Source organism: Glutamicibacter sp. BS14 (assembly GCF_056934375.1).
This window is the reverse complement of sequence record NZ_CM167801.1, coordinates 2,536,230-2,560,147: the sequence shown is the minus strand read 5'-3', so window position 1 is coordinate 2,560,147 and position 23,918 is coordinate 2,536,230. Positions and strand designations below refer to the sequence as shown.

Below are 23,918 nucleotides of genomic sequence, written 5' to 3'. Positions count from 1 at the left end.
CACCCCAGCTTAGCTGTGAAAGGAATGCTTTAGGGTTCTTTTTGCTAAACTTCCCGGCTCGCCAGCAGGGCGCGAATGCCGTGGAAGTGCTCGGAGATCAGCTGCCGGGCGGTTTCCACGTCCTTGGCGCGTACCGCGTCGAGGATATCGCGGTGGTCCTGGGCGGTCTTGGCCGGCTGGGTGATTTCCAGATCGGAGTCGATTGCATCGTAGATGGTGCGGTAGACATCCCAGAACACTCCGAGCAGGTTGGTCAGCAGCTGGTTGCCCAGCGGCTCGAAGAGGATGCGGTGGAAGGCCTTGTCCTGCTCGACGAAGGTCTCCTCGCGCGCCGCGTGCTGCTCCATCTGGCTTACGCACTGCTCCAAGGCCTCCAGGTGCTCGTCGGTGACCGCGCGGATGGCCAGGCCGATCAGGCCGGTTTCCAGTGCCTGGCGGACATCGACCAGCTCACTGGCCTCATGACCATGGTGGCGCAGCGACATCTGCCCGCGGAAGGCGAGGGAGTCATGCAGGGCGTTGAGGTTTTCCTGGGCCACGAACATGCCGAAACCGTGGCGGGTGTCGATGATGCCCAGGGCCTGGAGCACCTTGATCGCCTCGCGCAGGGAGTTGCGCCCCACACCCAGCTCGGCCATGAGTTCCTGCTCGGTGGGCAGCGGGTCCCCGGGCAGCAATCCGCGTTCCAGGATCAGCGCGGTGATGTCATTGGTCAGCGCGCGCAGGCGGGCACGGGCATCTGATCGGCGGGCTGGCATCGTGCTCAACGGATCCTGCTTTCCTCGGCGGGCGGAGAAGTTCATGTGACGCAGTTGACCATGCGGCGTGACGTCCACTACAGTCTAGACCATAGATCGGACATCCTACGTCCTACAACACTCACTCATTTTCCTGGAGGTGGCAAGAATGGCTTTGAACGAAGTAGCCAACAAGCCCTTTGCACGACGAGATTTCCTGAAGATCACCGGCATGGTTGGCGCTGCTGCGGCATTCTCGGCCAGCCTGGCCGCCTGCTCCCCAGGAGCCAGCGGCGGCGCGGGCAGCACCGCAGCTGCCGGCACGGGCACCATCGAGGCAGGCATTTCCTACGCCCTGTCCACCGGTTTCGACCCGATGACCTCCTCCGGCGCGACCCCGTTCGCCGCCAACATGCACATCTTCGAAGGCCTGGTGGACCTGCACCCGGCCACCCGTGAACCGTACCTGGCGCTGGCAGCGGCGGAGCCGAAGCAGATTGACGACACCAGCTGGGAAATCACCCTGCGCGACGGGGCCACCTTCCACAACGGGGAAGCGGTCACCATCCAGGACGTCGTCTACTCCTTCGAGCGGGTGCTGGACACCGGCAACGCCTCGTTGTTCGCCCAGTTCATCCCCTTCATCAAGTCGGTGAAGGCCAAGGACGAGAAGACCGTGGCGTTCACGCTGAACTACGCCTTCCCGCTGTTCCCGACCCGCATCTCGGTGGTCAAGATCGTGCCGAAGGCCGTGGCTTCCAAGGACCAGGCCGCCTTCGACGCCGCACCGATCGGCACCGGCCCGTACAAGCTGGTCTCGGCCACCAAGGACGACAAGATCGTCTTCGAGAAGTTCGAGGACTACAACGGCAAGTACCCGGCGACCGCCAGCGGCATGACCTGGTTCCTGCTCTCCGATGCGGCGGCCCGCGTGACCGCCATGGAATCGGGCCGCGTGCAGGCCATCGAGGACGTGCCGTACCTCGATATGGACCGCCTGGCCTCGAAGGCCACGGTGAAGAGCGCCGATTCCTTCGGCCTGCTGTTCCTGATGTTCAACTGCGCCAAGAAGCCATTCGACAACGCCCTGGTCCGCCAGGCATTGCACTACGGCCTGGACACCGAGTCGATCATCAGCACCGCGCTGCTGGGCAACGCCAAGGCGGCCAGCTCCTATGTGCAAGAAAGCCACCCGCAGTACATCAAGGCGGATACGGTCTACGGCTACGACGCGGCGAAGGCCGCGGCGCTGCTGGCCGAAGCCGGCGTGGACAAGCTGGAATTCGAGCTGCTGACCACCGACACCTCGTGGGTCAAGGACATCGCCCCGCTGATCCTCGAATCCTGGAACAAGATCCCGGGCGTGAAGGTCACCATGAAGAACCTGCAGTCCGGCGCGCTGTACACCGACAACGTGGACAGCGGCACCTTCTCGGTGGTGGCCGCCCCGGGCGACCCATCGGTCTTCGGCAACGACCTGGACCTGCTGATGAGCTGGTTCTACCGAGGCGATGTCTGGCCGAAGAACCGCTTCCGCTGGAACGATACACCCGAATACAAGGAGCTGCAGAAGCAGCTGGACGCGGCCATCCAGACCGATGATTCGAACAAGGCCATGGCGGCGTGGGGCAAGGCGATCAACATCGTCGCCGACCAGGCCCCGCTCTACCCGGTGCTGCACCGCCAGCTGCCATCGGCCTGGGACGAAAACGCGCTGGAAGGCTTCGCACCGCTGCCAACCACCGGCATCTCCTTTGTCGGCGTGAACCGCAAGGCCTAGCTGGCCCCGGCCCCGCGCAGCAGGCCGGGAGGCACGGCACCCACGCCGTGCCGCCCGGCCCGCACAGCGCAATGACCTGCACACTTCGATACTCGACGGAGCTACTCCATGGGGAATTTCCTCAACCTGCTCTTACGCCGCCTGGCCGCGCTGCCGGTGATGGTCCTTGGCATCTCCGCCATGGTCTTCATCATCATGAAGCTGGCCCCGGGCGATGAAGCCACCTCCGCGCTGGGCGAGGGCGCCTCCGAGGCCGCCAAAGAGGCCTACCGCGAGGAACGCGGCCTGAACGACGCGCTGGTGGTCCAGTACATCAGCTTCATCGGCCGGTTCATCCGCCTGGACTTCGGCCTGACCACCCCGCCGGCCCAATCGGTCTCCCAGATGATCGCCGGCGCGTTCCCGCTGACCTTGCAGCTGACCTTCCTGGGCGTGGTCATCGCCGTGGTCATCTCGCTGGCCTTCGGCCTGCTCGGTGCGCTGTACCGCGATGGCTGGCCAGACCAGCTGGTCCGCATCTTCTCCATCGCGGCGATCGCCACCCCGTCCTTCTGGCTGGGCATCCTGCTCATCCAGTGGTTCGCCCTGGGTTCCAGCCCGCTGTTCCCCTCCGGGGGAGCTGCCCCCGAAGGATCGGGCCCGGGCACCTGGCTGCTGCATATGGCGCTGCCGGCCCTGGCCCTGGCCATCCCGGTGTCCGCCTCGCTCACCCGCGTGGTGCGCACCTCGATGGTCGAGGAACTGGACCGCGACTACGTGCGCACCGCCATCGGCAACGGCGTGCCGCGCGGCGAAGTGATCTCCAAGAACGTGCTGCGCAACGCCCTGGTCACCCCGGTGACCGTGCTCGGGCTGCGCATCGGCTACCTGCTGGGCGGTGCGGTGGTCATCGAGATGATCTTCTCCCTGCCCGGCATGGGACAGCTGATCATGAACGGCATTACCAACAAGGACACCAACCTGGTCCAGGGCGTCACGCTGACCATCGCGATCACCTTCGTGCTCGTGAACATCATCGTCGACTTGCTCTACCTGCTGATCAACCCACGAATTAGGACGGTGTAGGGATGAGCATCATGGCCCCACGCAACAGCCTCGTGAACCGCCTTTCCGATTCCGGCGCCCGCTTCAAGGCGCTGCCGGCAGGCTCCAAAATCGCCTTGGCCTTCCTGCTGGCCATTGCCGCGGTGGCCCTCTTCGCCCCGCTGATCGCCCCGCACGACCCGCTGGCCACCGGAATCCCGGCGCAGAAGCCGAGCGCCGAGCACTTCTTCGGCACCGACCGGCTGGGCCGCGACATCTACTCGCGCCTGCTCTTCGGCGCCCAAGCCTCGCTGCTGGTCGGCCTGGGGTCGGTGGCGCTGGCACTGGTCATGGGCGGGCTGCTCGGTGCGTTGGCCGCCACCAGCGCCAAATGGGCCAATGAGACGATCATGCGCATCATGGACATGGTGATGGCCTTCCCGGGCATCGCCCTGGCCGCCGCGCTGCTGGCTTCGCTGGGCAACACCTTGCCGGTGATCATCTTGTCCATCGCGATCATCTACACCCCGCAGATCGCCCGGGTGGTCCGTGCCAACGTGCTGGCCCAATGGGGCGAGGACTATGTGCGCGCCGAACGCGTGATCGGCGCCGGGCGCTTCTACATCCTGGGCACCCACGTGCTGCGCAACTGCGCGGCCCCGGTGATGGTCTTCGCCACCGTGATGGTGGCCGACGCCATCATCCTCGAAGCATCCCTTTCCTTCCTCGGCGCAGGCATCCAGGATCCGGCCCCGAGCTGGGGCAACGTGATCTCCTACGGCCGCACCCTGGTGCTCAACGGCGCGTGGTGGGCGACCACCTTCGCCGGCCTGGTGATCCTGCTGACCGTGCTGGCGCTGAACATGCTGGCCGAAGGCATGACCGATGCGCTGGTGAACACCAAGGGCTCGGCCAGGAAGCAGGCGAAGAAGAACGGCGAACCTGCGCTGGCCAAGGCCAAGGCGGCCGCGGACCCGCAGGCCGCCGAGCGGCTGCGCGGGGAACTGGACCTGCTGGCAGCGGCCGAGGCCCAGCGCACCGACCGCCTGGTGCTCGATACCTCCCAGGGCGCGCCGCGCACCATCCTGGAGGTCAAGAACCTGTCCATCCGCTTCCCGGAGCGCTACGGGGACACCCCGATCGTGCAGGATGTCTCCTTCGCGGTGCGCGAGGGCGAAACCATGGCGCTGGTGGGCGAATCCGGCTGCGGCAAGTCCATCACCTCGCTGGCCATCATGGGCCTGCTGCCGGGCAGCGCCCAGCTCTCCGGTTCCATCACCTTCGAGGGCAGGGAACTGCTGCCGGCTACCTCCGATGGCGGCACCCGGGCCGGGGACGACAAGGTCTACAAGGGCCTGCGCGGCGAGCAGATCGCGATGGTCTACCAGGACGCGCTGTCCAGCCTGAACCCCTCGATGCTCGTCGGCGACCAGCTGCGCCAGCTCACCCGCCGCGGCGGGCGCAAGACCCCCGAGGAACTGCTCGCCCTGGTCAAGCTGGACGCCAAGCGCACCCTGCGCTCCTACCCGCATGAGCTCTCCGGCGGCCAGCGCCAGCGCGTGCTGATCGCCATGGCCCTCTCGCGCAGCCCCAAGCTGGTGGTCTGCGACGAGCCGACCACCGCGCTGGATGTCACCGTGCAGAAGCAAGTGGTCGACCTGCTCAACGAGCTGCGCGAGCAGCTGGGCTTCGCGATGGTCTTCGTCTCCCACGACCTGGCACTGGTGGCCTCGCTGGCCCACCGGGTCACCGTGATGTACGCCGGCCAGGTGGTGGAGTCCGGTCCGATCAGCGAGGTGCTCTCGGACCCGCATCACGAATACACCCAGGGCCTGCTCGGCGCGGTGCTCTCCATCGAGTCGAAGGCCGAACGCCTGCACCAGATCCCGGGCACCGTCCCCAGCCCGTACGATTTCGCCGCCGGCGACCGCTTCGCCGAGCGTTCGCAGCGTGCCGGCGCCGACCCGGACCAGCACCTGTCCTTCGTCCCGGTGGGCGCCGGCAGCGAGCACCGCTGGGCCAGCCACCAGGGCAATGGCAGCCACCTTCAAGGAGCCAGCAAATGAGCAACGCGATCATCGAGCTGCAGGATATCCACGTGCACCACAAGATCCGCGGCGGCAAGCTGTTCTCCCCGCGCCTGATCAAGGCCGTCAACGGGGTGGACTTCGCGGTGCGCCGCGGGCAGACCGTGGGCATCGTGGGCGAATCCGGTTGCGGCAAGTCCACCCTGGCCTCGGTGCTGGTGGGACTGCAGGAACCCACCAGCGGGCAGGTGCTGTTCAACGGCAAGCCGGTGGGCAAGCGCAACGCCGCAGGCCGCAAGGAGTTCGGGCGCAGCGTGGGCGTGGTCTGCCAGGACCCGGCCACCGCGCTGAATCCGCGCATGTCGATCATGGACACGCTCACCGACCCGCTGCGCGTGCATGGCATCGGCAGCGATGCTTCGCGCAAGGCCAAGGCGCTGGAACTGCTTGAGGTGGTGGGCCTGCCGGCTTCGGCGGCCTCGGCCCTGCCCAGCCAGGTCTCCGGCGGCCAGCGCCAGCGCGTGGCCATCGCCAGGGCGCTGGCCCTGGAACCTGCGGTGATCGTGGCCGATGAGCCCACCAGCGCGCTGGATGTCTCGGTGCGGGCGCAGGTGCTGAACCTGCTCACCGACCTGAAATCCGAGCTGAACCTGGGCATGGTGTTCATCTCCCACGATATCCAGACCGTGCGCTATGTTTCGGACACCATCTGCGTGATGAACTCCGGGCAAATCGTCGAGCGAGGCGATGCCGCACAGGTATTCGACGTGCCCACCAATGACTACACCCGCACCCTGTTGGGTGCTGCCCCGGCACTGCTGGAGCACTAACCAATCGCCGCAATTGCGGCACCTAGAGAAAGACCGAATCCCCGTGGCTTACACGAACAACCCGAAGTACTCCGGCGTCATCCCGCCGGTCATCACCCCGCGCACCGCCGATGGCGCCATTGACGCCGCCGGCCTGGATGCCGTGGTGGAACACCTGATCGACGGGGGAGTGGCCGGCCTGTTCGTGCTCGGTTCCTCCGGCGAGGTGCCCTACCTGGCCAATGCCGAACGCGACGCGGTACTCGCCCGGATCGTGGCCGCCAACGCCGGCCGCGTGCCGGTGCTGGTCGGTGCCAGCGAGCAGACCACCGCCCGCGTCATCGACGAGGGCCAGCGCCTGATCGCCCTGGGCGCCGACGCGCTGGTGGTCACCACCCCGTTCTATGCCATCTCCAACGGCCCGGAGATCGAAGCGCACTTCACCGCCATCCACGACGCCCTGCAGGTCGACATCTTCGCCTACGACGTGCCGGTGCGCACCCACCACAAGCTGCCGCTGGATGTGGCCATCCGGCTGGCGCAGTCCGGCGCCATCGTGGGCGTGAAGGACTCCTCGGGCGACGACGTGGCCTTCCGCCAGCTGCTGCTGGCCACCCAGGACATCGAGGGCTTTTCGGTGTTCACCGGCCATGAGGTCGTCGTCGACGGGGCACTGCTGGGCGGAGCCCACGGCGTGGTGCCGGGCCTGGGCAACGTGGACCCAGCTGGCTACCGCCGCCTGTTCGAGAAGGCAGTGGCCGGCGACTGGGCCAGCGCCGCAGCCGAGCAGGACCGCCTGGCCCGCGTCTTCGACATCGTCTACACCCCGGATGCTTCCCGGGTGTCGCCAGGGGCTGCGGGCCTGGGCGCCTTCAAGACCGCCCTGGTGGAACTGGGCATCATCGCCAATAACGCCATGAGCGCCCCGATGGCGTCGCTGGATGCCTCCGAGGCCGCCGCGATCCGCGGGATCCTGGCCGAAACCGGCCTGTTGCCGGTGGCCGCCAAGTAGGCCCTGGCCCAGTGCAAGAACAACTAGCAGGCGCCGGCGAGGTGCTCGCCCTGGATCTGGGCGGCACCAAGATCGCCGGCGCCGTAGTGCGCCGCGATGGCACCATCACCGCGCGCAGCCAAGCACCCACACCGGCCCGCGAAGGCGCCGCCGCAATCATCGCGGCCATGGCCGGCGTGGTGCAGCAGCTGCGCGGTGCATGCTCGGCGCAGCCGGCCGGATTGGGTATCGGCGCCGCCGGGGTCATCGACCCGGAAACCGCGAAGGTGGTATCGGCCACCGATACCTTGGCGGGCTGGGCCGGCACCGACATGGCGGCCGAACTGGGACGGCTCACCGGACTGGGAGTCCGCGCGGTCAATGACGTGCACGCCCACGGTTTGGGCGAGGCCCGCTTCGGCGCAGGCCGGGGAACCGGCCAGATGATGCTGTTGGCCATCGGCACCGGAATCGGCGGAGCCTACCTGCACGGCGGCCAGCTGGTCACCGGCTTCCACCACGTGGCCGGGCATATGGGGCACATCGATTCGGCTTACGCCACCGGGCTGGAATGCTCCTGCGGACGCACCGGGCATGTGGAGGCGATCGCCGCCGGGCCGGCGATCCACCGGCACTACCAGCGATTGGCCGGCAACCCGAAGGTGCGCGACACCCAGGCGGTCACCGCGCTGGCCGGAGCCGGCGACGCCTTGGCCTATCGGGCAGTGCATACCGGAGGCCTGGCCGCAGGCGCCGCCGCCGGATCGCTGGCCAACGTGCTGGACCCGCAGAAAATCGTCATTGCCGGCGGGATGGCCGGGGCGGGGAGAATCTGGTGGGAGGGTGTGCGCGAGGGCTTCGCCTCCAGCGCCATCGACCTGGTGCGCGGCACCGCGCTGGAACCTGCCCGTTTGGGAACCGATGCCGCCCTGATCGGGGCGGCCAGCCTATTCTGGCCACAAGACTAAGAGGAGAAAGACATGTTGCTTTCGGCAGCAGCACTTCAAGCCCTGCGCGGACGGCTGATCGTTTCGGCGCAAGCCTATCCGGGGGAGCCGATGCGCCACCCGCAGACCATGGCGCAGGTGGCGGCCTCGGCGGTGATCGGCGGCGCCGGCGCCGTGCGCGTGCAGGGCATCGCGGATATCCAATTCACCCGTTCGGCCGTCGAGGTGCCGGTCATCGGGCTGTTCAAGGACGGCCATGAGGGCGTGTTCATCACCCCCACCATCCACCACGCCTTGGCGGTGGCCAACGCCGGGGCGCACATCGTGGCCCTGGACGGCACCCGCCGCGAACGGCCCGACGGCAAGAGCCTGAAACAAACCATTAACGCGGTCCACGAACGGTCTGCCGCCTTGGTGATGGCCGACTGCGGGTCGCTGGACGACGCGCTGGCTGCCGCGCAGGCCGGGGCCGATCTGATCGGCACCACGCTGGCCGGCTACACCGGGGAACGGGACAAGACCGAGGGACCTGACCTGGAGCTGCTGGAGCAGATCGCAGCAGCGGGCCTGGAGCCGCCATTGATTGCCGAGGGCCGGATCCACACCCCGGCGCAGGCCAAAGCCGCGCTGGATGCCGGCGCGTTCGCCGTGGTGGTGGGCACCGCGATCACCCATCCGGCGAGCATTACCGGATGGTTCGACGCCGCCCTGCGAGGCTAGGCGTTTTCTTCGTGGCTGGTAACTGGCCTACGCTTAAGCGCAGAACCTAATTCCTGCAGAATCGGAGAATCACCCCGTGGACGTCTTTATCAAGGGCCCTTCCAAGCGCGATGTAGCCGGCATGAAAGCGGCCTTCGGCGAGGTGGAAGCCGGAGACGTGATCTCGGTGCTCTACAAGACCGCCCGCTTCGGCAACTTCCTGATCACCGGCGCCGCGCACGCCACGGTGCTCGACGACGTCATGGTCGGCGGGCTGAACGCGGCCGCTGCCAAGAAGAAAGCCAAAGACGCCGACGGCGGCGAAACCATGGCCCGCCAGCCTGATAAGGACGTGCGCGCCTTCCCCGCAGTCTTCGAAGGCGAGTTCGCCCCGGAAGACGTCGAAGTTTCCGAGCTGTCCCACGGCGATTTGGTTGCCGCATCCTTCAGCCAGGAACCCTACGGTGATTTCGTGATTACCGGCGTGGTCACCGAAGCCGAAAATGATCGCGGCTACCTGATGGTCGGTCCGTGGATCCTGCAAACCGCCGACGGGGCGCCGCCGCGGTTGCTGTCGGTTCAGCGCGTGGCGGCCAACGGCACGCACGTGGCCCCGGTGCCTACGCGCCGCGGCCTGGTCGAGGTAGACGGACTGTAGCCAGCAAAGAGTTCAACAGGCCCCGGTGGATGAAATTATTTTTCATTCACCGGGGCCTTCTTTCTACTTCCGGAAAGGAGGCGGGTTCTCACGGTCGTTGCAACACCTTGATCAAACAGGAGTTGCAACGACCGTCAGAACCCGCCTTGTACGACTTGGTCCGGCATTTATCACTCCACGCGTGCACGACTAGGAGAAGGGCAGCACTATCGATGGTGTTTCAGGTCGTATCTGTGGCTCCCATGGTACTGGGGTCAATTTGCCTTGGCGGCGGTATGCCGTCTCAAGCGGGATTCTTATAGACCCAGGCACCGCTAGAACTTACTATGGTAGATAACATCTTCCGGAAGATATAACCGACACAGGTGGGTTGAGATATGAGTACATCTCCCCACCTGCCAAATGTGAAAGTGTACCTTGCGATCAAAACCCATAATTCTGGTGCTCGCGTTTGCCGGATTGTTGCTGTTGTTGGATCTAGCGATGCTGTCTTATCGCGCCATACAGGCTGCCACCCTACAGGAGGCAAACTCACTATATACGAACAGAGCTATCGAGTTGAGCGGTGATCCATCGACAGCAATCGATTACGCTCGGGGCGATGGGTTGGATGTAACCATCTTCCAACCGCTCGCTGACGATGATCATATTCGTGCCGTATTTTCGACAACGGACGTGTCTGGATCTTTACCACTGCACGATATCCGTTGGAATGTATCCGATAGTCGTCCGGGGGCATTAGTAGGGGCCAACCTCCAAGCTGTGGGCGCCGAGATCGTAATACTGGGAAAAGAATATGAAGTTGCTGGTTTATTAGGGGCACGGGACAAGAGCCTGTTAGCCGACGAAATCGTTATTTACGATCCACAGTTGTTTGAGGAGCCAGGTGAGCGTCGATTCGTCGTTGACGGACCAGACGCCGATCGGATTACTGAACGTTTCGAGAATACGCGTGCGATTGAATCAGGTCTCTCCAGGCGAACTAATATTGATTTCATTTCTCCCATCATGAATATGCTTACTGTGGTTTTGCTAATCACTGGGACAGGTATTTTAGGGTATCTAACGCATACCTGGGGTGCAGCGCGTGATTCGGTAGATCGGCTGTGGGGACGCACCCGCGCATTTTTGTTGTCACGACATATTCTCTCGTACACGACAGTCTGGATCGCGGCGGCAATAGTACCGACGCTAATTCTATTTAGTGCGGGTCGAGCTAGCTTATTGTTTCAAGATTTTCTCTACTCGCATGTGCTTCTGACATCTATGTTCATTCTCTCTTTCACGACGTCGTTTGTGGTTAGGAACGGAGGAATGAAATGAACGAGTTCATTTTTGATCTACGTCGAAACTGGCTTGCTATTGCAACAAAAGCTGTTATCGTAGTGCTGTTTTTAACGGGTTTATACAGCACTATCAGTTTCTCAGCGTCAACGCAGAACGCGATTATCAAAAGCTTTAGTGATGGAAACAATCAAGATCTCTACCGTGTGACAGATACTTTTATCGATGCCAATGAGTTCACAGAAATTCGTCAAAGCCCAGAAAAACTAGATCAAATTGGAGAGTTTTACGAGAAACTCAATGAGAGCAAGCTCGTGAACTTATTGTCGTCTTTTAATCAACCTATACCGATTGCTGATTTTAAAGGCAGTGAGTCTTTCGATGCTTGGGCTGGGGGAGACTATGTTAATGGCGGCGTTTACGTCGATCAGCTGACAGGGCGCGAGACACTGGAGGTTCGGTCAATGCAGATGAGTAAGGAAGCGTTTGAATTTTCGCATTTGACGGTCGACGAGGGGCAACTTCCTGATTGGGAGAATATTGACTACAGTTCTGGCCAGATCCCAGTGTTGCTTGGTGCGGACTACAGGGGTATTTACAGTGTCAATGACACACTTGACGGCATGTTCTACATGGAACCGTTCTCACTCAAAGTTGTTGGATTCCTTGAGCCGCACTCTTCGATGTTCTACCAAGACGATATAGACCACTTCCTTGATGACACCATTGTCATCCCGTATCCAAAAACACTACGTGGGATAGCGAAGACGAATCTAGATTTTGGTGGGATATTGTCCTTCGCAATGATCAACAGCGATTTTACTGCGTCGAAAGAAATGTCCAGTAACGATATCCTCAAGCATCTTGACCAGATCGGGCGGGAAACTGGATTCACGAACTATGCACTTATAGGTGTGCCTCAATATTTAACTCAATATTCCCTGATGCGAACAATGCTATTTGATAATGTATGGCTAGTCGCCTTCCTTCAAGTTGCTTTAGGAATAGTTGGCGGACTCGTGTTGTGCGCGCTGAGTTCATTCAATTTCCGTCGTCGGCGTACTGTCCTCAATTTACGGTGGATAATTGGAACTTCTTGTTTGGAGTTGCAGAAGTGGATGGGGATGATTGTGCTCATCGAATGGGCCGCAATCGGACTGTTGTTCCTCACTGTTTATCAAGTTTTACCCAATGAGGGTTCATCAGCCGTCGGCTGGATTATTCTAATTTTTGCCGTTGCTGCTTGTGTTGATATTGCTGCTGCTACCAGGTCGACCAAACTGTACTTTCAAAGAAAGATTGCATAGAGACATGACAAGAATCGAACTTCGAGGCCTATCCAAAGGGTTTCGTGAGGCTAACGGCACACCCCATACACTGTTCCAGAACACGAACTTTGAAGCAGATGAGAACGATGCTTCAATTGCCGTCCTCGGACGCAGTGGTTCGGGAAAAAGTACCTTACTTAAAATTTTGGCCGGTCTTGATACTCATTATATGGGGGAATTTCGCTTTAACGAAGAAATTCTCCAGCATAAGGAATCGAGGATGGCGGCCTTTCGCAAGGCGAATGTCGGCGTAATTACGCAACGCTATGATCTGCTACCTGAGCGGACCGCCTTGCAAAATGTCATGTTGGGACTAGGCGGGAATAAGAACGCCTTCCGCGACCCGGCAGCAGACGCACTCGGTCATGTAGGTCTTAGTAAGTACGAAAATCATAGAGTCGGCAGACTCTCAGGTGGCGAAGCTCAGCGTGTGGCGATTGCCCGCGCAATCGTTAAATCTCCAGCAATTCTAATTGCGGATGAGCCAACCGGGGCGCTCGATGAGCAGACGGAAAATGAAGTGTTGGATCTATTCGACATTCTTCGCGCTCGTGGAAGTTTGCTCGTTATTGCAACCCATAGTGAACGAGTAGCTCAACGTTGCGCCAGGCAGGTAGTTATCACAGGTAAGAAATTAGTTGAAGTCTAGTGTCGATTCTAATCGATAATCCTAGGCTAAAGAACTATTCTGATTAAAAAATTCCTAAAACATCACGGCATTATTCCGATGCATAAAACTAGATTGGTTTATTTGAGATTTCCGTACCTGATTTCTCGCGGTTGAGTCTCTTCTCTGGGCTTATTTCTTGTCAGAGAATTTATCTTCTTGCATCGAAACAAATGCTTTCAGTTCATATTGTGTTATTTTCAAGCTAATTGACGGCTGGAATATTCATATATAACCAGAAATGCAACACTTATGTATCAATCTGAATGCTGCAACGGTGGCGAATGCCTTGCAGGACTTGTCGCTTTGATGATCGCTGGAGCCCTATAGGCACCCCACGGCCCTCGCACAGCCCTACGAAGACCAGGTATGTTGGTTAGCCCTTCGCATTGGACCTAGGCGCGCAGCACCTGGCCGATGATCTCGACGCCCTGGTTGAAGGCTCCAGGGTTCGGGCCGGCAAAGTTCAACCGCAGAAAGCGTCCGGTCGGTTCCGCGGGGAACCAGCTGTCTCCGGCCGAGATGGCCACGCCGCGCATTTCGCAGTCGCGGACCAGCTGCACCAGATTAGTGGCATCCGGCAACCTTGCCCAGAGGTTCAGCCCGCCCAGCGGGACCTGCTCGACATGTGCTTCGGGCAGATGCTGCGCCAGGGCGTCGAGCACCAGATCCCTGCGCGTTGCCAGCTGCTGGCGCACCGAGCGCAAGTGGGTGCGCCACCCGGGCTGGGTGACCACGTCAAGCGCGACGGATTGCAGCGCACCACTGACATACATGGATTGGGCCTGGTTATCGGCCAAGATCCGTTCCCGTGCTGGCCCTCTGGCAATGACGCCGGCAACACGGACCGCCGGGGACACGCTTTTGGTCAGGGAGCGCAGATACACCACATGGCCGCTGTCATCTCTGGCGGCCATCGGTGAAGACTCGGCATTGATCCCCAAATCCTTCGCCCAGTCATCTTCCACCAGGAAAGCGCCACGATTCTTCAGGATTTCCAGCACCCGCTGGGAAACTTCGGGCGACCACTGGGCCCCGGAAGGGTTGGCAAAATTCGGGTGGGCGTAGAAGGCGCGGGCCCCGGTTTGCTCGAAAGCGCGATCCAACTGCCCGGTGTCCGGGCCGTGGGGACCGGCGGGAACGGGGACGAGCTGCACGCCGACTTGCGCGGCCGCGAGGATAGCACCCCAGTAGGTGGGCGATTCGATGAGCATCGGCTTGCCGGCCCCAACCAGTGAGCGGAAGATCGAGCCCAGCCCGCTTTGGCTGCCGGGCAGGACGACGACGTCGCTGGCCGCCGGCGCGCTCAGCCCAGGGGCGGTGATGGCGCCGAGCTCGGATGCGAACCAGCTCTGCAGATCAGGCAGCCCCGCGGCCGGGGTGCGCTGGAGCACCGCATCGCTGCGCGCGACCCGCGAGAAGGCGCTGCGCACCAGTCGTTCTGGCAGCAAGTCTCGATCCGGATAGCCCGACTGCAGGGATATGACGTCATTGGGCGTAGCGCGCTGGGCGGAGGCGAGTTCAGGCAGGGGCCGTTGCACAACGCCCAAGGCCGCGGTTTGCCAGGCATGGTCGTGCGCCCTGGCCACCGGGTGGCTGCGAACGAAGGTGCCGATACCCGGACGCGATTCAATGATGCCCTGGCCGGTGAGGATCCGCAGCGCTTTCTGCACGGTGACCGGGCTGACTTCATAATCCGCCACCAGAGTACGGGTGGAGGGCAGCTGGCTCCCGGCGGGGGCTGTCGCAATCCATTCGCGCAGTACCGCAACCAGGCGCTCACTGCTACTGTTAAACATGAAACTAGATAGTACCGCTACTCTCATTTCGCGGCAACCGCTATCCTCGGGCGTTACCGGGCTGATCTGGGGCTTGCTGGGAGTGCTCGCCTTCTCCTTCACCGTGCCCTTCACCCGCATCGCCGTGGAAAGCGGCCATCTGCAACCGCTGTTCGTCGGCGCCGGGCGATCCGTTATCGCCGCAATGCTGGCTGTTGCCGTGCTATGGAGCACCGGCCAGAAACTTCCGACACGGTCGCAATGGTGGCGTCTGCTGGTCGTCGCCGGGGGAGTCATCGCAGGTTTCCCCCTGCTGACATCCTTTGCGATGACCACGGCTCCGGCCAGCCATGGCGCGGTAGTGATCGCCATCCTGCCTGCAGTGACGGCCGCAGCCGCTGTTCTGCGAACCAGGGAACGACCCAGTGCCAGATTCTGGATCGCGGCTGGTTCTGGGGCATTGGCAGCCTTGGCGTTTGCCGCTTTGCAAGGAGGCGGGCTGGGCAGCTTGCACGGGGCCGACTGGTTGCTCTTCGGGGCGGTGCTCGCTTGCGCTATCGGCTACGCCGAAGGCGGACTGCTCTCGCGGGAGCTCGGTTCATGGCAAACGATCTCATGGGCGCTGGTCCTGGCCTCACCGGTAATGATCACCCTCACGACCGTCTCGGCGCTCCAGCAACCGCCCACGGCAACATTCAGCGAGTGGGCGGCATTCGCCTATCTTGGCGTCGTGAGCATGTTCCTCGGCTTCATTGCGTGGTATCGCGGATTGGCCATCGGCCCGATGGCGCAAGTGAGCCAGGTGCAGCTGGCGCAGCCGGTGATGACGATCTGCTGGGCCGGGATGCTGCTGCACGAACAAATCGGTTGGCCCACCGTGGTTGGCGGCTGCGCGGTCATCGCCTGCGCGCTGCTGGCCGTAAGATCGAGGAACCAGCACATGAGACAGGATGGCGCATCATGAAATCATCAACGAAAACTGGCGCAGTGCCAGTCACCGCTTTGACCGGGCTCAGCGCCTTCCCGCTGACCCCAATGAATGATGACCAACTCGATGAACCTGCATTCATCGGATTGGTGCAGCGACTGGTTGCGGCCGGGGTGGATTCAATTACCGTCCTGGGCTCGACCGGTTCGTACATGTACCTGGACCGCGCGGAGCGCGAACGCGTCATCGGGTTGGCGGTGCAGCATGCAACGGGGATCCCGGTGCTGGCTGGAGTCGGCGCCATGCGCACGGCCCACGTCCTGGCGCATATTGACGACGCCAAGGCCGCCGGTGCGGCCGGCGTTCTGCTCGCCCCGGTGGGCTACCAGCGGCTGGACGATGATGAAGTCTTCGCACTGTTCAGGGCGGCGACCGAACGCAGCGACTTACCGGTCGTTGTCTATGACAACCCTGGGACAACGCATTTCACCTTCAGCAACGGGCTTTATGCGCGCATCGCGCAGTTGCCGGGGATCATTTCCATCAAGATTCCGGGGGTTCCGGCCGATCCGGTGGATGCGCTGGCGCATGTCGCGGCGATTCGGGCGGTGCTTCCCGATCACGTAGGCATCGGGGTATCGGGCGATGCGTTCGGGGCAGCCGGACTCATCGCAGGATGCGACGCGTGGTTTACCGCGGTGGGCGGAACGATCCCGGCCCCGATGCTTGGAATTACGCGTGCGGTGCAGGCCGGAGACCATCAGAAGGCGCTAGCGGTTTCCGAGGATCTGCGGCCGTTGTGGGACCTGATGGCGCAATGCGGCGGCAGCTTGCGCGTCAGTGCCGCCATTGCCGAGCACCTGGGCCTGGCAGCACCCAATTGCCTGCCCTTGCCGGTCCAGGGACTTAACCGGGAGCAGCGGGCAAGGGTGGCGCTGGTGCTCGATGGACTGGGGCAGGCAAGTCTCTAGCTGGGTGGCCAGCGGCCCTGTTCGGCCAGTGCGAGGCTTCGATTTCGATTCATGATCGTGAAGCCGGCAGATTCGAAACTGGCCAAGATGCCGGAAAATAGGCCCTCTCTGCCCTTGTAGGTGATTCCGGTATCGGTGGGGCGGGCATGCTCGACCGCGGCAGCAGGCAACTGCCCTGAAATGATCCGCCCGCGGAATGCGGGGCGGATCACGAGACAAATCAGCACCCAGGCGGATTCCGCCCCGCGGTTCCATTCTTCATCCTTGAAGTACTGGCATTGGCACCACTAGGGATCGCACTGCTGGCCGGATTCCAAGTTCCATGGAGTCTTCTTCGCGGGCTGGTTCCGGGCGCGCGGTGGGCGTACCCTGTGGCTAACCAGCGAACTTGGCCATCTTTGCCTGGCCATCTAGGAGCGAAAGGGTGCCTACCACCATGCCGCGAATCATCCGTTTTGACCATATCGGCGTCACCGTTGCAGACCTTGAGCTGGTGACTGGCTTCTTCATCGGCTTGGGCTTGAGTGTCGAGGGCAGGGTCGACGGGATGGAAGGGGAGTTCCTGGAAACCGTGTGCGGGGTCAAGGGCTCGCGCACGAATGTCGTCATGCTCAAGTCCGCGGATTCGGAGGTCGGCATCGAGCTGGTCAGCTTCGAGAAGCCTGCCCATGAACCGGGCAACCCGCACGCCATGGCCAACGAACTGGGACTGCGCTCGATCGCCTTCGAGGTAGATGACCTCCAGGGGATGGTCGCCGGCCTTGAAACCCGGGGCTATGGACTGATCGGCGGCGTCGGGGAATACGAAGGCGCCTGGAAAATGGCTTATGTGCGGGGCCCCGAAGGGCTGACGGTAGCCCTGGCCCAGCGGCTGGGAAACTAGGCGAAGCAGTCGTTAACCAGCAGGTGCCCGGGCCCGGGGGAAATCCCCCTGGTCCGGGCACCTGCTCGTTGGCTCTAGCGCTTGGCCTTCTGCAAGGACTTCTCGCTGATTGGCGCATTGTCGCTGGCGCGCAGCTTGCGGAAGTACTCCATGGCCTCATCCTGGCGCTCGGCTTCGCCGCCCGAGGAGATATCGGCACGCAGGTGGTCCTGGGTGTAGCCGAAGGCTTCCACCAAGTCCTGGGCATGCGGGCGCAGGCGGGCAAGCAGGCGGTTGATGTAGCCGGACAGGGTGCGGGCACGCTGCATCGAGAGCAGGCCGTTGGCCAGGTACCAGCCCAGGTCATCCTCGATCAGGGTTAGCGCGAAGACATCGCGCAACCAGGTCAGCACCTCCTTGGTGGTCGGATCCCCGGTCTTCTCCAATGCCGCGGTGAATGCTTCCCAGCGCAGCAGCTGGCCGTGGTCGCGTGCCGCGGAGATCAGCAGGTCCTGGTTCTCGTTGAATGCGGCGGCAGCCTTGGCCTTGTTCTTCCCGGCACCGCGCAGGGCGTTGGCCACCTCGGCGACCTTGGCGTTGATGCGGTCGGTGAACAGAGCGCGCTGGTTCTCCGGGTCCTTGAAGAAATTGGCGCTCTTGCGCTCATCGGAGATATCCGCGAACGCCTGGCCGACGCTGCGCAGGCCCGAGCGGTGCAGGGCAGTGGTGCCCACCTGCTTGGCCACGTACAGGGCCATGGCCCCGGTATCGAGCTTGCGGAATTCGGCGGCATAGTCGGTGAGCAGGCGCTTGCCCACCAGCTGCAGCAGCACATTGTTGTCTCCCTCGAAGGTCACGTAGACATCGAGGTCTGCATAGAGCTGGGTGAAGCGGTTCTTGGCGATGAACCCGGCTCCGCCGCAGGCTTCGCGGCATTCCTGCAGGGTGTCCAGCGCGTCCCAGGTGCTCAGCGGCTTGAGCGCCGCGGCGAGGGTTTCCAGATCCTGGCGGTCCGTGTCGCTGTCCTCGCGCCCGGAGAAGACCGCGTCGAACTTCTCCAGCAGCCCATCGTGGGCGAAGGAGGCAGCGTAGGTGCGGGCCAGGCGGGTGATCAACCGGCGCTGGTGGCGCTGGTAGTCCAGCAAGGTGGTTTCCTCGGTGTCCGAGGTGGAGTTGAACTGGCGGCGCTGGTTGCCGTAGGTGATCGCGATCTGCAGGGCGATCTTCGAGGCGTTGGTGGCGGCGCCATCAAGCGATACGCGGCCCTGGACCAGGGTGCCGAGCATGGTGAAGAAGCGGCGTCCCGGGGAGGGAATCGGCGAGGAATAGGTGCCGGTTTCATCCACGTTGCCGTAGCGGTTGAGCAGGTTGGTGCGCGGCACGCGGACGTTGGTGAAGTGCAGACGGCCGTTATCGATGCCGTTCAGCCCGCCCTTGAGCCCGTCGTCCTCTCCGCCGATGCCCTCCAGGAAGTTGCCCTGCTCATCGCGGATCGGCACGTAGAAGCAGTGCACGCCGTGGTTGACGCCCTTGGTGACCAGCTGCGCGAAGACGGTGGCGGCCTTGCCGTGCAGGGCGGCGTTGCCCAGGAATTCCTTCCAGGCGGCCTTGAACGGAGTATGGATGACGAACTCATCGGTGGCTTCGTCGTAGGTAGCGGTGGTGGCAACTGCGGCCACATCGGAGCCGTGGCCGATTTCGGTCATGGCGAAGGCGCCGGGGGTGTCCAGGTTCATCGCCCCGGGCAGCCATGCCTTGTGGTGCTCTTCGGTGCCCAGGTGCAGGATCGCCCCGGCAAACAGGCCCCACTGCACGCCGGCCTTGATCTGCAGCGACGGGTCCGCGGCGACCAGTTCCTCGAAGGCGGCGATGGATCCGCCGTGGTCGTTCTTGCCGCCGAATTCGGTGGGGAAGGCGCGCTGGACGGCTTCCTGCTGCACCAGGATGCCCAGCTGGCCCAGAACGCGTTCGCGGTGCTCATCCATGCCCAGCAGCGGGTCGCGCTGCAGCTGCGGGTCCGCGGCGCGGGCGCGAGAGGCCTTGCGGATTTCGGCATAGGGGCCGAAGAGCTGTTCGGACAGGGCGTTGACGTTGATGCGGTTCTCGCTCATGACGTGTCTTTCTATTCGGTGGTGAGTCGGGTTGGGAGTGCACCTGGGTGCTTCAGTTGGTTTTCGGGGTCCGGGTGGAGGCGATGCCATAGGCCAGCCAATTGGTCAGTTCCGCGGCCAGCGACGGCAATGCCGGCTTGTTGGCGGAATCCGGTTGGCGCAGCCACTGTTCGCCGGCCGCGCGGACCATGCCCAGCGCCGCGCGCGGCCACAACTCCAGGGTCGCGGAAGTGGCGCGCTGGTCATAGAGCTTGAGCAGGCGTTCGCTCATCAAGCTGGATGCCTCTTCGAAGAAGGTGCTCAGGGCGCCAGCGGATTCATCGTCGGCGCAGCGCGGGGCCGATGTCACGAAGAAGTACAGGTTCGGGCTGTTGGCTGCCAGCTCCAGGTAGGAGGAAACCATGGCGTGCAGGGCGCTGATTTCGTCTTCCTTGGCCAGGCCTGCGGCGATGACGCGTTCGCGGAAGTCGTTGATGACCATGGCGCTCAGTGCCTGGCGCAGGCCCTCCTTGTCGCCGAAGTACCGGTAGTACACCGGTTTGGAAGTTTTCGCGTGATTGGCGATGTCTTCCATGGAGACCTGCGGGCCGAGCTTGTGCACGGCCTTGCGCGCCAGCTTGAGCAGTTCTTCGTGGCGCGCGGTGCGATGCGCTTGCCAGCGAGCTGCCCGGCCGTCGGTCTCGCGGTCGATTTCCCCAGTGATCTTGTTCACGTAACTCACAGTATCATGTACTCTTGGTTGCAGTAATACTTGTCACACCAGAATATTTGTAGGAGTTCAACGAACATGAGCCAGCCCTCTGTGCGCAATGCCGTGATCATCGGTGGCAACCGCATTCCCTTCGCCCGTTCCAATACCGCCTACGTCAATGCGTCCAACCAGGACATGTTCACTGCAGCACTCGAGGGCCTGGTCGCCCGCTTCGGCCTGCAGGGACAGCGCATCGGCGCCGTCGCCGGCGGCGCGGTGCTCAAGCATTCCAAGAACTTCAACCTGATCCGCGAATCGGTGCTCGGCTCCTCGCTGGATCACGCCACCCCGGCCTATGACGTGCAGATGGCTTGCGCCACCGGCATGGAAGCCATCGGCTCGCTGGCCAACAAGATCAAGCTGGGCCAGCTCGATTCCGCCATCGGCGGCGGCGTGGACACCACCTCCGACGCGCCGATCGCCGTCTCGGATGCGCTGCGCGGCATCCTGATGGAGCTTTCCCGCGCCCGCAGCACCAAGGCCAAGCTCGCCGCGCTGGCCAAGCTGCGCCCAGGCCATCTGGCCCCCGCAGCCCCCGGCACCGGCGAACCGCGCACCGGCCTGTCCATGGGCGACCACCAGGCAATCACCACCAAGAAGTGGGGCATCACCCGCGAGGCCCAGGATGAACTGGCCCTGGCCAGCCACCAGAACTTGGCGGCCGCCTACGACCGCGGCTTCTTCAATGACCTGGTCACCCCGTTCAACGGCCTGTCCAAGGACAACAACCTGCGCGCCGATTCCACCATGGAAAAGCTGGGCAAGCTCAAGCCCGCCTTCGGCAGGAACCTGGGCGATGCGGCGACCATGACCGCCGGAAACTCCACCCCGCTGACCGACGGCGCCTCGGCCGTGCTGCTGGGCAGCGAAGAGTACGCGCAAGCCAACGACCTGCCGATGCTGGCCAATTTCGTGGACTTCGAAGCGGCAGCAGTGGACTTCGTGCACGGTGCCGAGGGCCTGCTGATGGCTCCGGCCTACGCCACCGCCCGGATGCTGGAGCGCAACAACCTCACCTTGCAGGACTTCGATTTCTACGAGATCCACGAGGCCTTCGCAGGCACCGTGCTCTCGACGCTCAAGGCGTGGGAGGACGAGGAATTCTGCCGCGAGAAGCTGGGGCTGGATGCCCCGCTGGGCGCCATCGACCGGTCGAAGCTGAACGTGAACGGCTCCTCGCTGGCCGCAGGGCACCCCTTCGCCGCCACCGGCGGGCGCATCATCGCCAGTACCGCGAAAATGCTGCATGAAAAGGGCTCGGGTCGCGCGCTGATTTCGGTCTGCGCCGCAGGTGGCCAGGGCGTCGTCGCAATTCTGGAGGCTCGCAGCTAATGGCGGACAAGTACATGGAACTGGTTAATTCCGGGATCACCAAGAAGCTGGCCACCCTGCTGGGCTTGCCGCGTCCTCCGCGCTTGCGCCGCTACAGCCCCGATGCGCCACTGCTGCCCGGCCCGGTGCTGGTGCTCGGTGCCTCGTCCAAGGCCCAGGACCTGAGCGACACCCTGGTCGCCTGGGGGCTGGATGTGCGCCGGCACGACGCCGGCGATGCCAAGCTCGGCGGCCTGGTGCTGCTGCTCGATGAACTCGAGCACCCCACCGAGCTGTCGCCGCTGATGCTGGCGGCCGGCCAGGCGTTGCGCAAGCTGCTGCCAGGTGGCCGCGTGGTGGCCTTCTCCCGTCCCGCCAGCGATGACGATGCGCCGGAGCTTTCCGCCGTGTGCCAGGGCATCGACGGCATCGTGCGCTCGATGGGCCGCGAAATGCGCGGTGGAGCCACCGCCAACGGCATCGTGCTTGCCCAAGGCACCAGCGTTGCCAGCCCTAGTGCGCTGGCCGCGCTGCGCTTCTTCTTCTCCGGGCGCAGCGCCTACGTGGACGGCCAGTTCCTTTCTGTGCGCACCAATGATGGCGTGCTGCCTGCCGACTTCGCCAAGCCGCTGGCCGGCAAGGTCGCGGTGGTGACCGGTGCCGCTCGCGGCATCGGCGCGGCCATCGCCAAGACGCTGTCCCGCGACGGCGCGCAGGTGGTTGTGGTGGATATGCCTGCTGCCGGCGAATCGCTAGCCAAGGTCGCCAACTCCATCGGCGCCACCGCCTTGCAGCTGGATGTCACCGCCCAGGATGCCGCCCAGCAGATCATGGACCATGCGATCGGCCGCCATGGCTCGCTGGATCTGGTGATCCACAATGCCGGTATCACCCGGGACAAGCTGCTGGCCAATATGGATGCCGGCCGCTGGGACTCGGTGATTGCCGTGAACATCGCTTCGCAGCTGCGCATGAATGAGGCCTTCCTGGCAGCCAAGCTGCCCGGTTTGCGCATCGTTTCGCTGGCTTCCACCTCCGGCATTGCCGGGAACCGCGGCCAGACCAACTATGCAGCCTCCAAGGGCGGGGTGATCGGCATGGTGCACGCCAGCGCCAAGCTGTTTGCAGAAAATGGCGGCTCCATCGCCGCTGTGGCTCCGGGGTTCATCGAGACCGAGATGACCGCGAAGATCCCGCTGGGTACCCGCACCGTTGCCCGCATGGTTCTGCCTTCGCTGATGCAAGGCGGTCTGCCGGTAGACGTTGCCGAGGCGATTAGCTTCCTCGGGTCCGATGCCGCAGCCGGGTTGAACGGCCAGGTGCTGCGGGTCTGCGGCCAATCGCTGGTAGGTGCCTAGATGGGTGCGCAGATCGTCACCTCGATTCCCTCGATGGCCTCGGTCTATGCCAAGGCCGTGAAGACCCTGAAGCGGAAGCCGAAGAACCCGGTGCTGCCAGAAACCGTCCTGGTCTTCCAGGGTGCCAAGGCCGATCCGGTGAAACTCGCCGAGTTCCGCCAGGCCGTAGGCGCGCCGATGAACGGCGTGCTGCCCAGCCTCTACTTGCACTCGCTGGCTTTCCCGCTGGCTATGTCCTTGATGGTGCAAGATGATTTCCCCTTGCCGCTGCTGGGCATGATCCACCTGTCCAACCAGGTCGATGTGGTTGCGCCGCTGGCTGAGGATGAGGCTTTTGACATCGAGGTGCACAGCGAGAACCTATCGGCCCATCCCCATGGGGCGACCTCCGACTTGGTGATGCGCCTCGTCGTGGACGGGCAGGACCGGGTGCTGCTGCGCAGCACGTTCTTGGCCAAAGGCGTGCGGCTCGAGGGCCGTACACCGGAGAAGAGCGCGCATCCGGCCTTTGCTGCACCGCAGCGTACCGCGAGCTGGAAACTGGATCAGGGAACGGGACGTCGTTGGGCCGCAGTAGCCGGCGACTACAACCCGATTCACCTGTCCGCGCTCAGCGCCAAGGCGTTGGGCATGCCAGCGGCTATTGCCCACGGCATCTACCTGGCAGCCCGGGCATTGGCGGGGATCGAACCAGCCAACGGAACGTACCACTGGAGCATCGAGTTCAAGTCCCCGGTAGTGCTTCCGGCATCGGTTGACCTGGCCTTCCAGCCGCAAGCCGATGGGTACAAGGTCCACGCGTGGAATGCACGCAAGTCCAAGCCCCACTTCGAGCTGGATCTGGTGCGCAGCTAGGCTCCACCGCTAGTGCCTTGGCCTTCAATGGAATTGCCTTGAA

Annotated in this window: 22 protein-coding genes; 17 read left to right on the top strand and 5 right to left on the bottom strand. The window is 63.2% G+C overall.

The annotated features are described in order from the left end of the window. Positions 1–44: 44 nt before the first annotated feature. The gene (locus AC1Z36_RS12140) at positions 45–803 is read right to left on the bottom strand and encodes a FadR/GntR family transcriptional regulator (RefSeq protein ID WP_286172099.1); all 759 of its coding nucleotides are present in this window, start codon (positions 801–803) and stop codon (positions 45–47) included. 103 nt (positions 804–906) lie between these two features. On the opposite strand from AC1Z36_RS12140, the gene AC1Z36_RS12135 reads away from it, so the two are divergent. From AC1Z36_RS12135 to AC1Z36_RS12085, 11 genes are all read left to right on the top strand, one after another. Continuing rightward, positions 907–2,517 (top strand): ABC transporter substrate-binding protein, encoded by a 1,611-nt coding sequence (locus AC1Z36_RS12135; RefSeq protein WP_332595114.1) that lies wholly within the window; start codon positions 907–909, stop codon positions 2,515–2,517. Positions 2,518–2,625: 108 nt separating this feature from the next. Then, positions 2,626–3,582, top strand: coding sequence for an ABC transporter permease (locus AC1Z36_RS12130; protein WP_483561284.1), 957 nt, complete (start codon positions 2,626–2,628; stop codon positions 3,580–3,582). Positions 3,583–3,593: 11 nt separating this feature from the next. Next, the gene (locus tag AC1Z36_RS12125) at positions 3,594–5,606 is read left to right on the top strand and encodes a dipeptide/oligopeptide/nickel ABC transporter permease/ATP-binding protein (protein ID WP_483561283.1); all 2,013 of its coding nucleotides are present in this window, start codon (positions 3,594–3,596) and stop codon (positions 5,604–5,606) included. Then, positions 5,603–6,397 (top strand): ABC transporter ATP-binding protein, encoded by a 795-nt coding sequence (locus AC1Z36_RS12120; protein ID WP_483561282.1) that lies wholly within the window; start codon positions 5,603–5,605, stop codon positions 6,395–6,397. The genes AC1Z36_RS12125 and AC1Z36_RS12120 overlap by 4 nt, the downstream gene beginning before the upstream one ends. 43 nt (positions 6,398–6,440) lie before the next feature. Further along, a complete protein-coding gene (locus AC1Z36_RS12115) occupies positions 6,441–7,388 on the top strand; it encodes a dihydrodipicolinate synthase family protein (protein WP_483561281.1) in 948 nt (315 codons plus the stop codon). An 11-nt stretch (positions 7,389–7,399) separates the two neighbouring features. Continuing rightward, on the top strand, positions 7,400–8,335 hold the full coding sequence (locus AC1Z36_RS12110; RefSeq protein ID WP_286172096.1) for an ROK family protein: 936 nt from the start codon (positions 7,400–7,402) through the stop codon (positions 8,333–8,335). 12 nt (positions 8,336–8,347) lie between these two features. Continuing rightward, the gene (locus AC1Z36_RS12105; RefSeq protein WP_483561280.1) at positions 8,348–9,034 is read left to right on the top strand and encodes an N-acetylmannosamine-6-phosphate 2-epimerase; all 687 of its coding nucleotides are present in this window, start codon (positions 8,348–8,350) and stop codon (positions 9,032–9,034) included. A gap of 76 nt (positions 9,035–9,110) precedes the next feature. Beyond that, the gene (locus AC1Z36_RS12100; RefSeq protein WP_105661251.1) at positions 9,111–9,671 is read left to right on the top strand and encodes a hypothetical protein; all 561 of its coding nucleotides are present in this window, start codon (positions 9,111–9,113) and stop codon (positions 9,669–9,671) included. Positions 9,672–10,112: 441 nt separating this feature from the next. Then, positions 10,113–10,994 (top strand): hypothetical protein, encoded by an 882-nt coding sequence (locus AC1Z36_RS12095; RefSeq protein WP_402741319.1) that lies wholly within the window; start codon positions 10,113–10,115, stop codon positions 10,992–10,994. Next, positions 10,991–12,262, top strand: a complete 1,272-nt coding sequence (locus AC1Z36_RS12090; protein WP_402741318.1) for a hypothetical protein — start codon at positions 10,991–10,993, stop codon at positions 12,260–12,262. Before AC1Z36_RS12095 ends, AC1Z36_RS12090 begins: the two co-directional genes overlap by 4 nt. 4 nt (positions 12,263–12,266) lie before the next feature. After that, a complete protein-coding gene (locus AC1Z36_RS12085; protein ID WP_402741317.1) occupies positions 12,267–12,932 on the top strand; it encodes an ABC transporter ATP-binding protein in 666 nt (221 codons plus the stop codon). 413 nt (positions 12,933–13,345) lie between these two features. On the opposite strand, the gene AC1Z36_RS12080 is transcribed toward AC1Z36_RS12085, so the two are convergent. Beyond that, the gene (locus AC1Z36_RS12080) at positions 13,346–14,749 is read right to left on the bottom strand and encodes an aminotransferase-like domain-containing protein (RefSeq protein WP_133833392.1); all 1,404 of its coding nucleotides are present in this window, start codon (positions 14,747–14,749) and stop codon (positions 13,346–13,348) included. Here AC1Z36_RS12080 and AC1Z36_RS12075 point away from each other — a divergent pair. After that, complete coding sequence (locus AC1Z36_RS12075) at positions 14,748–15,692, top strand: DMT family transporter (RefSeq protein WP_133833391.1); 945 nt, start codon at positions 14,748–14,750, stop codon at positions 15,690–15,692. The two genes, AC1Z36_RS12080 and AC1Z36_RS12075, sit on opposite strands and share 2 nt — an antisense overlap. Next, positions 15,689–16,627: a dihydrodipicolinate synthase family protein gene (locus AC1Z36_RS12070; protein WP_105661257.1), complete on the top strand. Its 939-nt coding sequence runs from the start codon at positions 15,689–15,691 to the stop codon at positions 16,625–16,627. Before AC1Z36_RS12075 ends, AC1Z36_RS12070 begins: the two co-directional genes overlap by 4 nt. Here the strand turns inward: AC1Z36_RS12070 and AC1Z36_RS12065 are convergent. Then, positions 16,624–16,839, bottom strand: coding sequence for a hypothetical protein (locus AC1Z36_RS12065; RefSeq protein WP_105661258.1), 216 nt, complete (start codon positions 16,837–16,839; stop codon positions 16,624–16,626). The two genes, AC1Z36_RS12070 and AC1Z36_RS12065, sit on opposite strands and share 4 nt — an antisense overlap. 212 nt (positions 16,840–17,051) lie before the next feature. On the opposite strand from AC1Z36_RS12065, the gene AC1Z36_RS12060 reads away from it, so the two are divergent. Continuing rightward, positions 17,052–17,510: a VOC family protein gene (locus AC1Z36_RS12060; protein ID WP_483561279.1), complete on the top strand. Its 459-nt coding sequence runs from the start codon at positions 17,052–17,054 to the stop codon at positions 17,508–17,510. A 74-nt stretch (positions 17,511–17,584) separates the two neighbouring features. On the opposite strand, the gene AC1Z36_RS12055 is transcribed toward AC1Z36_RS12060, so the two are convergent. Beyond that, positions 17,585–19,600 (bottom strand): acyl-CoA dehydrogenase family protein, encoded by a 2,016-nt coding sequence (locus AC1Z36_RS12055; RefSeq protein WP_402741316.1) that lies wholly within the window; start codon positions 19,598–19,600, stop codon positions 17,585–17,587. Between the two features lie 52 nt (positions 19,601–19,652). Beyond that, on the bottom strand, positions 19,653–20,312 hold the full coding sequence (locus tag AC1Z36_RS12050) for a TetR/AcrR family transcriptional regulator (RefSeq protein WP_105661260.1): 660 nt from the start codon (positions 20,310–20,312) through the stop codon (positions 19,653–19,655). A 75-nt stretch (positions 20,313–20,387) separates the two neighbouring features. Between AC1Z36_RS12050 and AC1Z36_RS12045 the strand changes: the two genes are divergently transcribed. The 3 genes from AC1Z36_RS12045 to AC1Z36_RS12035 are packed head-to-tail and all read left to right on the top strand — an operon-like array spanning position 20,388 to position 23,875. Beyond that, positions 20,388–21,683 (top strand): acetyl-CoA C-acetyltransferase, encoded by a 1,296-nt coding sequence (locus tag AC1Z36_RS12045; protein WP_402741315.1) that lies wholly within the window; start codon positions 20,388–20,390, stop codon positions 21,681–21,683. Next, positions 21,683–23,020 (top strand): 3-oxoacyl-ACP reductase, encoded by a 1,338-nt coding sequence (locus AC1Z36_RS12040; protein ID WP_105661262.1) that lies wholly within the window; start codon positions 21,683–21,685, stop codon positions 23,018–23,020. Before AC1Z36_RS12045 ends, AC1Z36_RS12040 begins: the two co-directional genes overlap by 1 nt. Continuing rightward, positions 23,021–23,875, top strand: coding sequence for a MaoC family dehydratase (locus tag AC1Z36_RS12035; protein ID WP_105661263.1), 855 nt, complete (start codon positions 23,021–23,023; stop codon positions 23,873–23,875). Positions 23,876–23,918 lie beyond the last annotated feature (43 nt).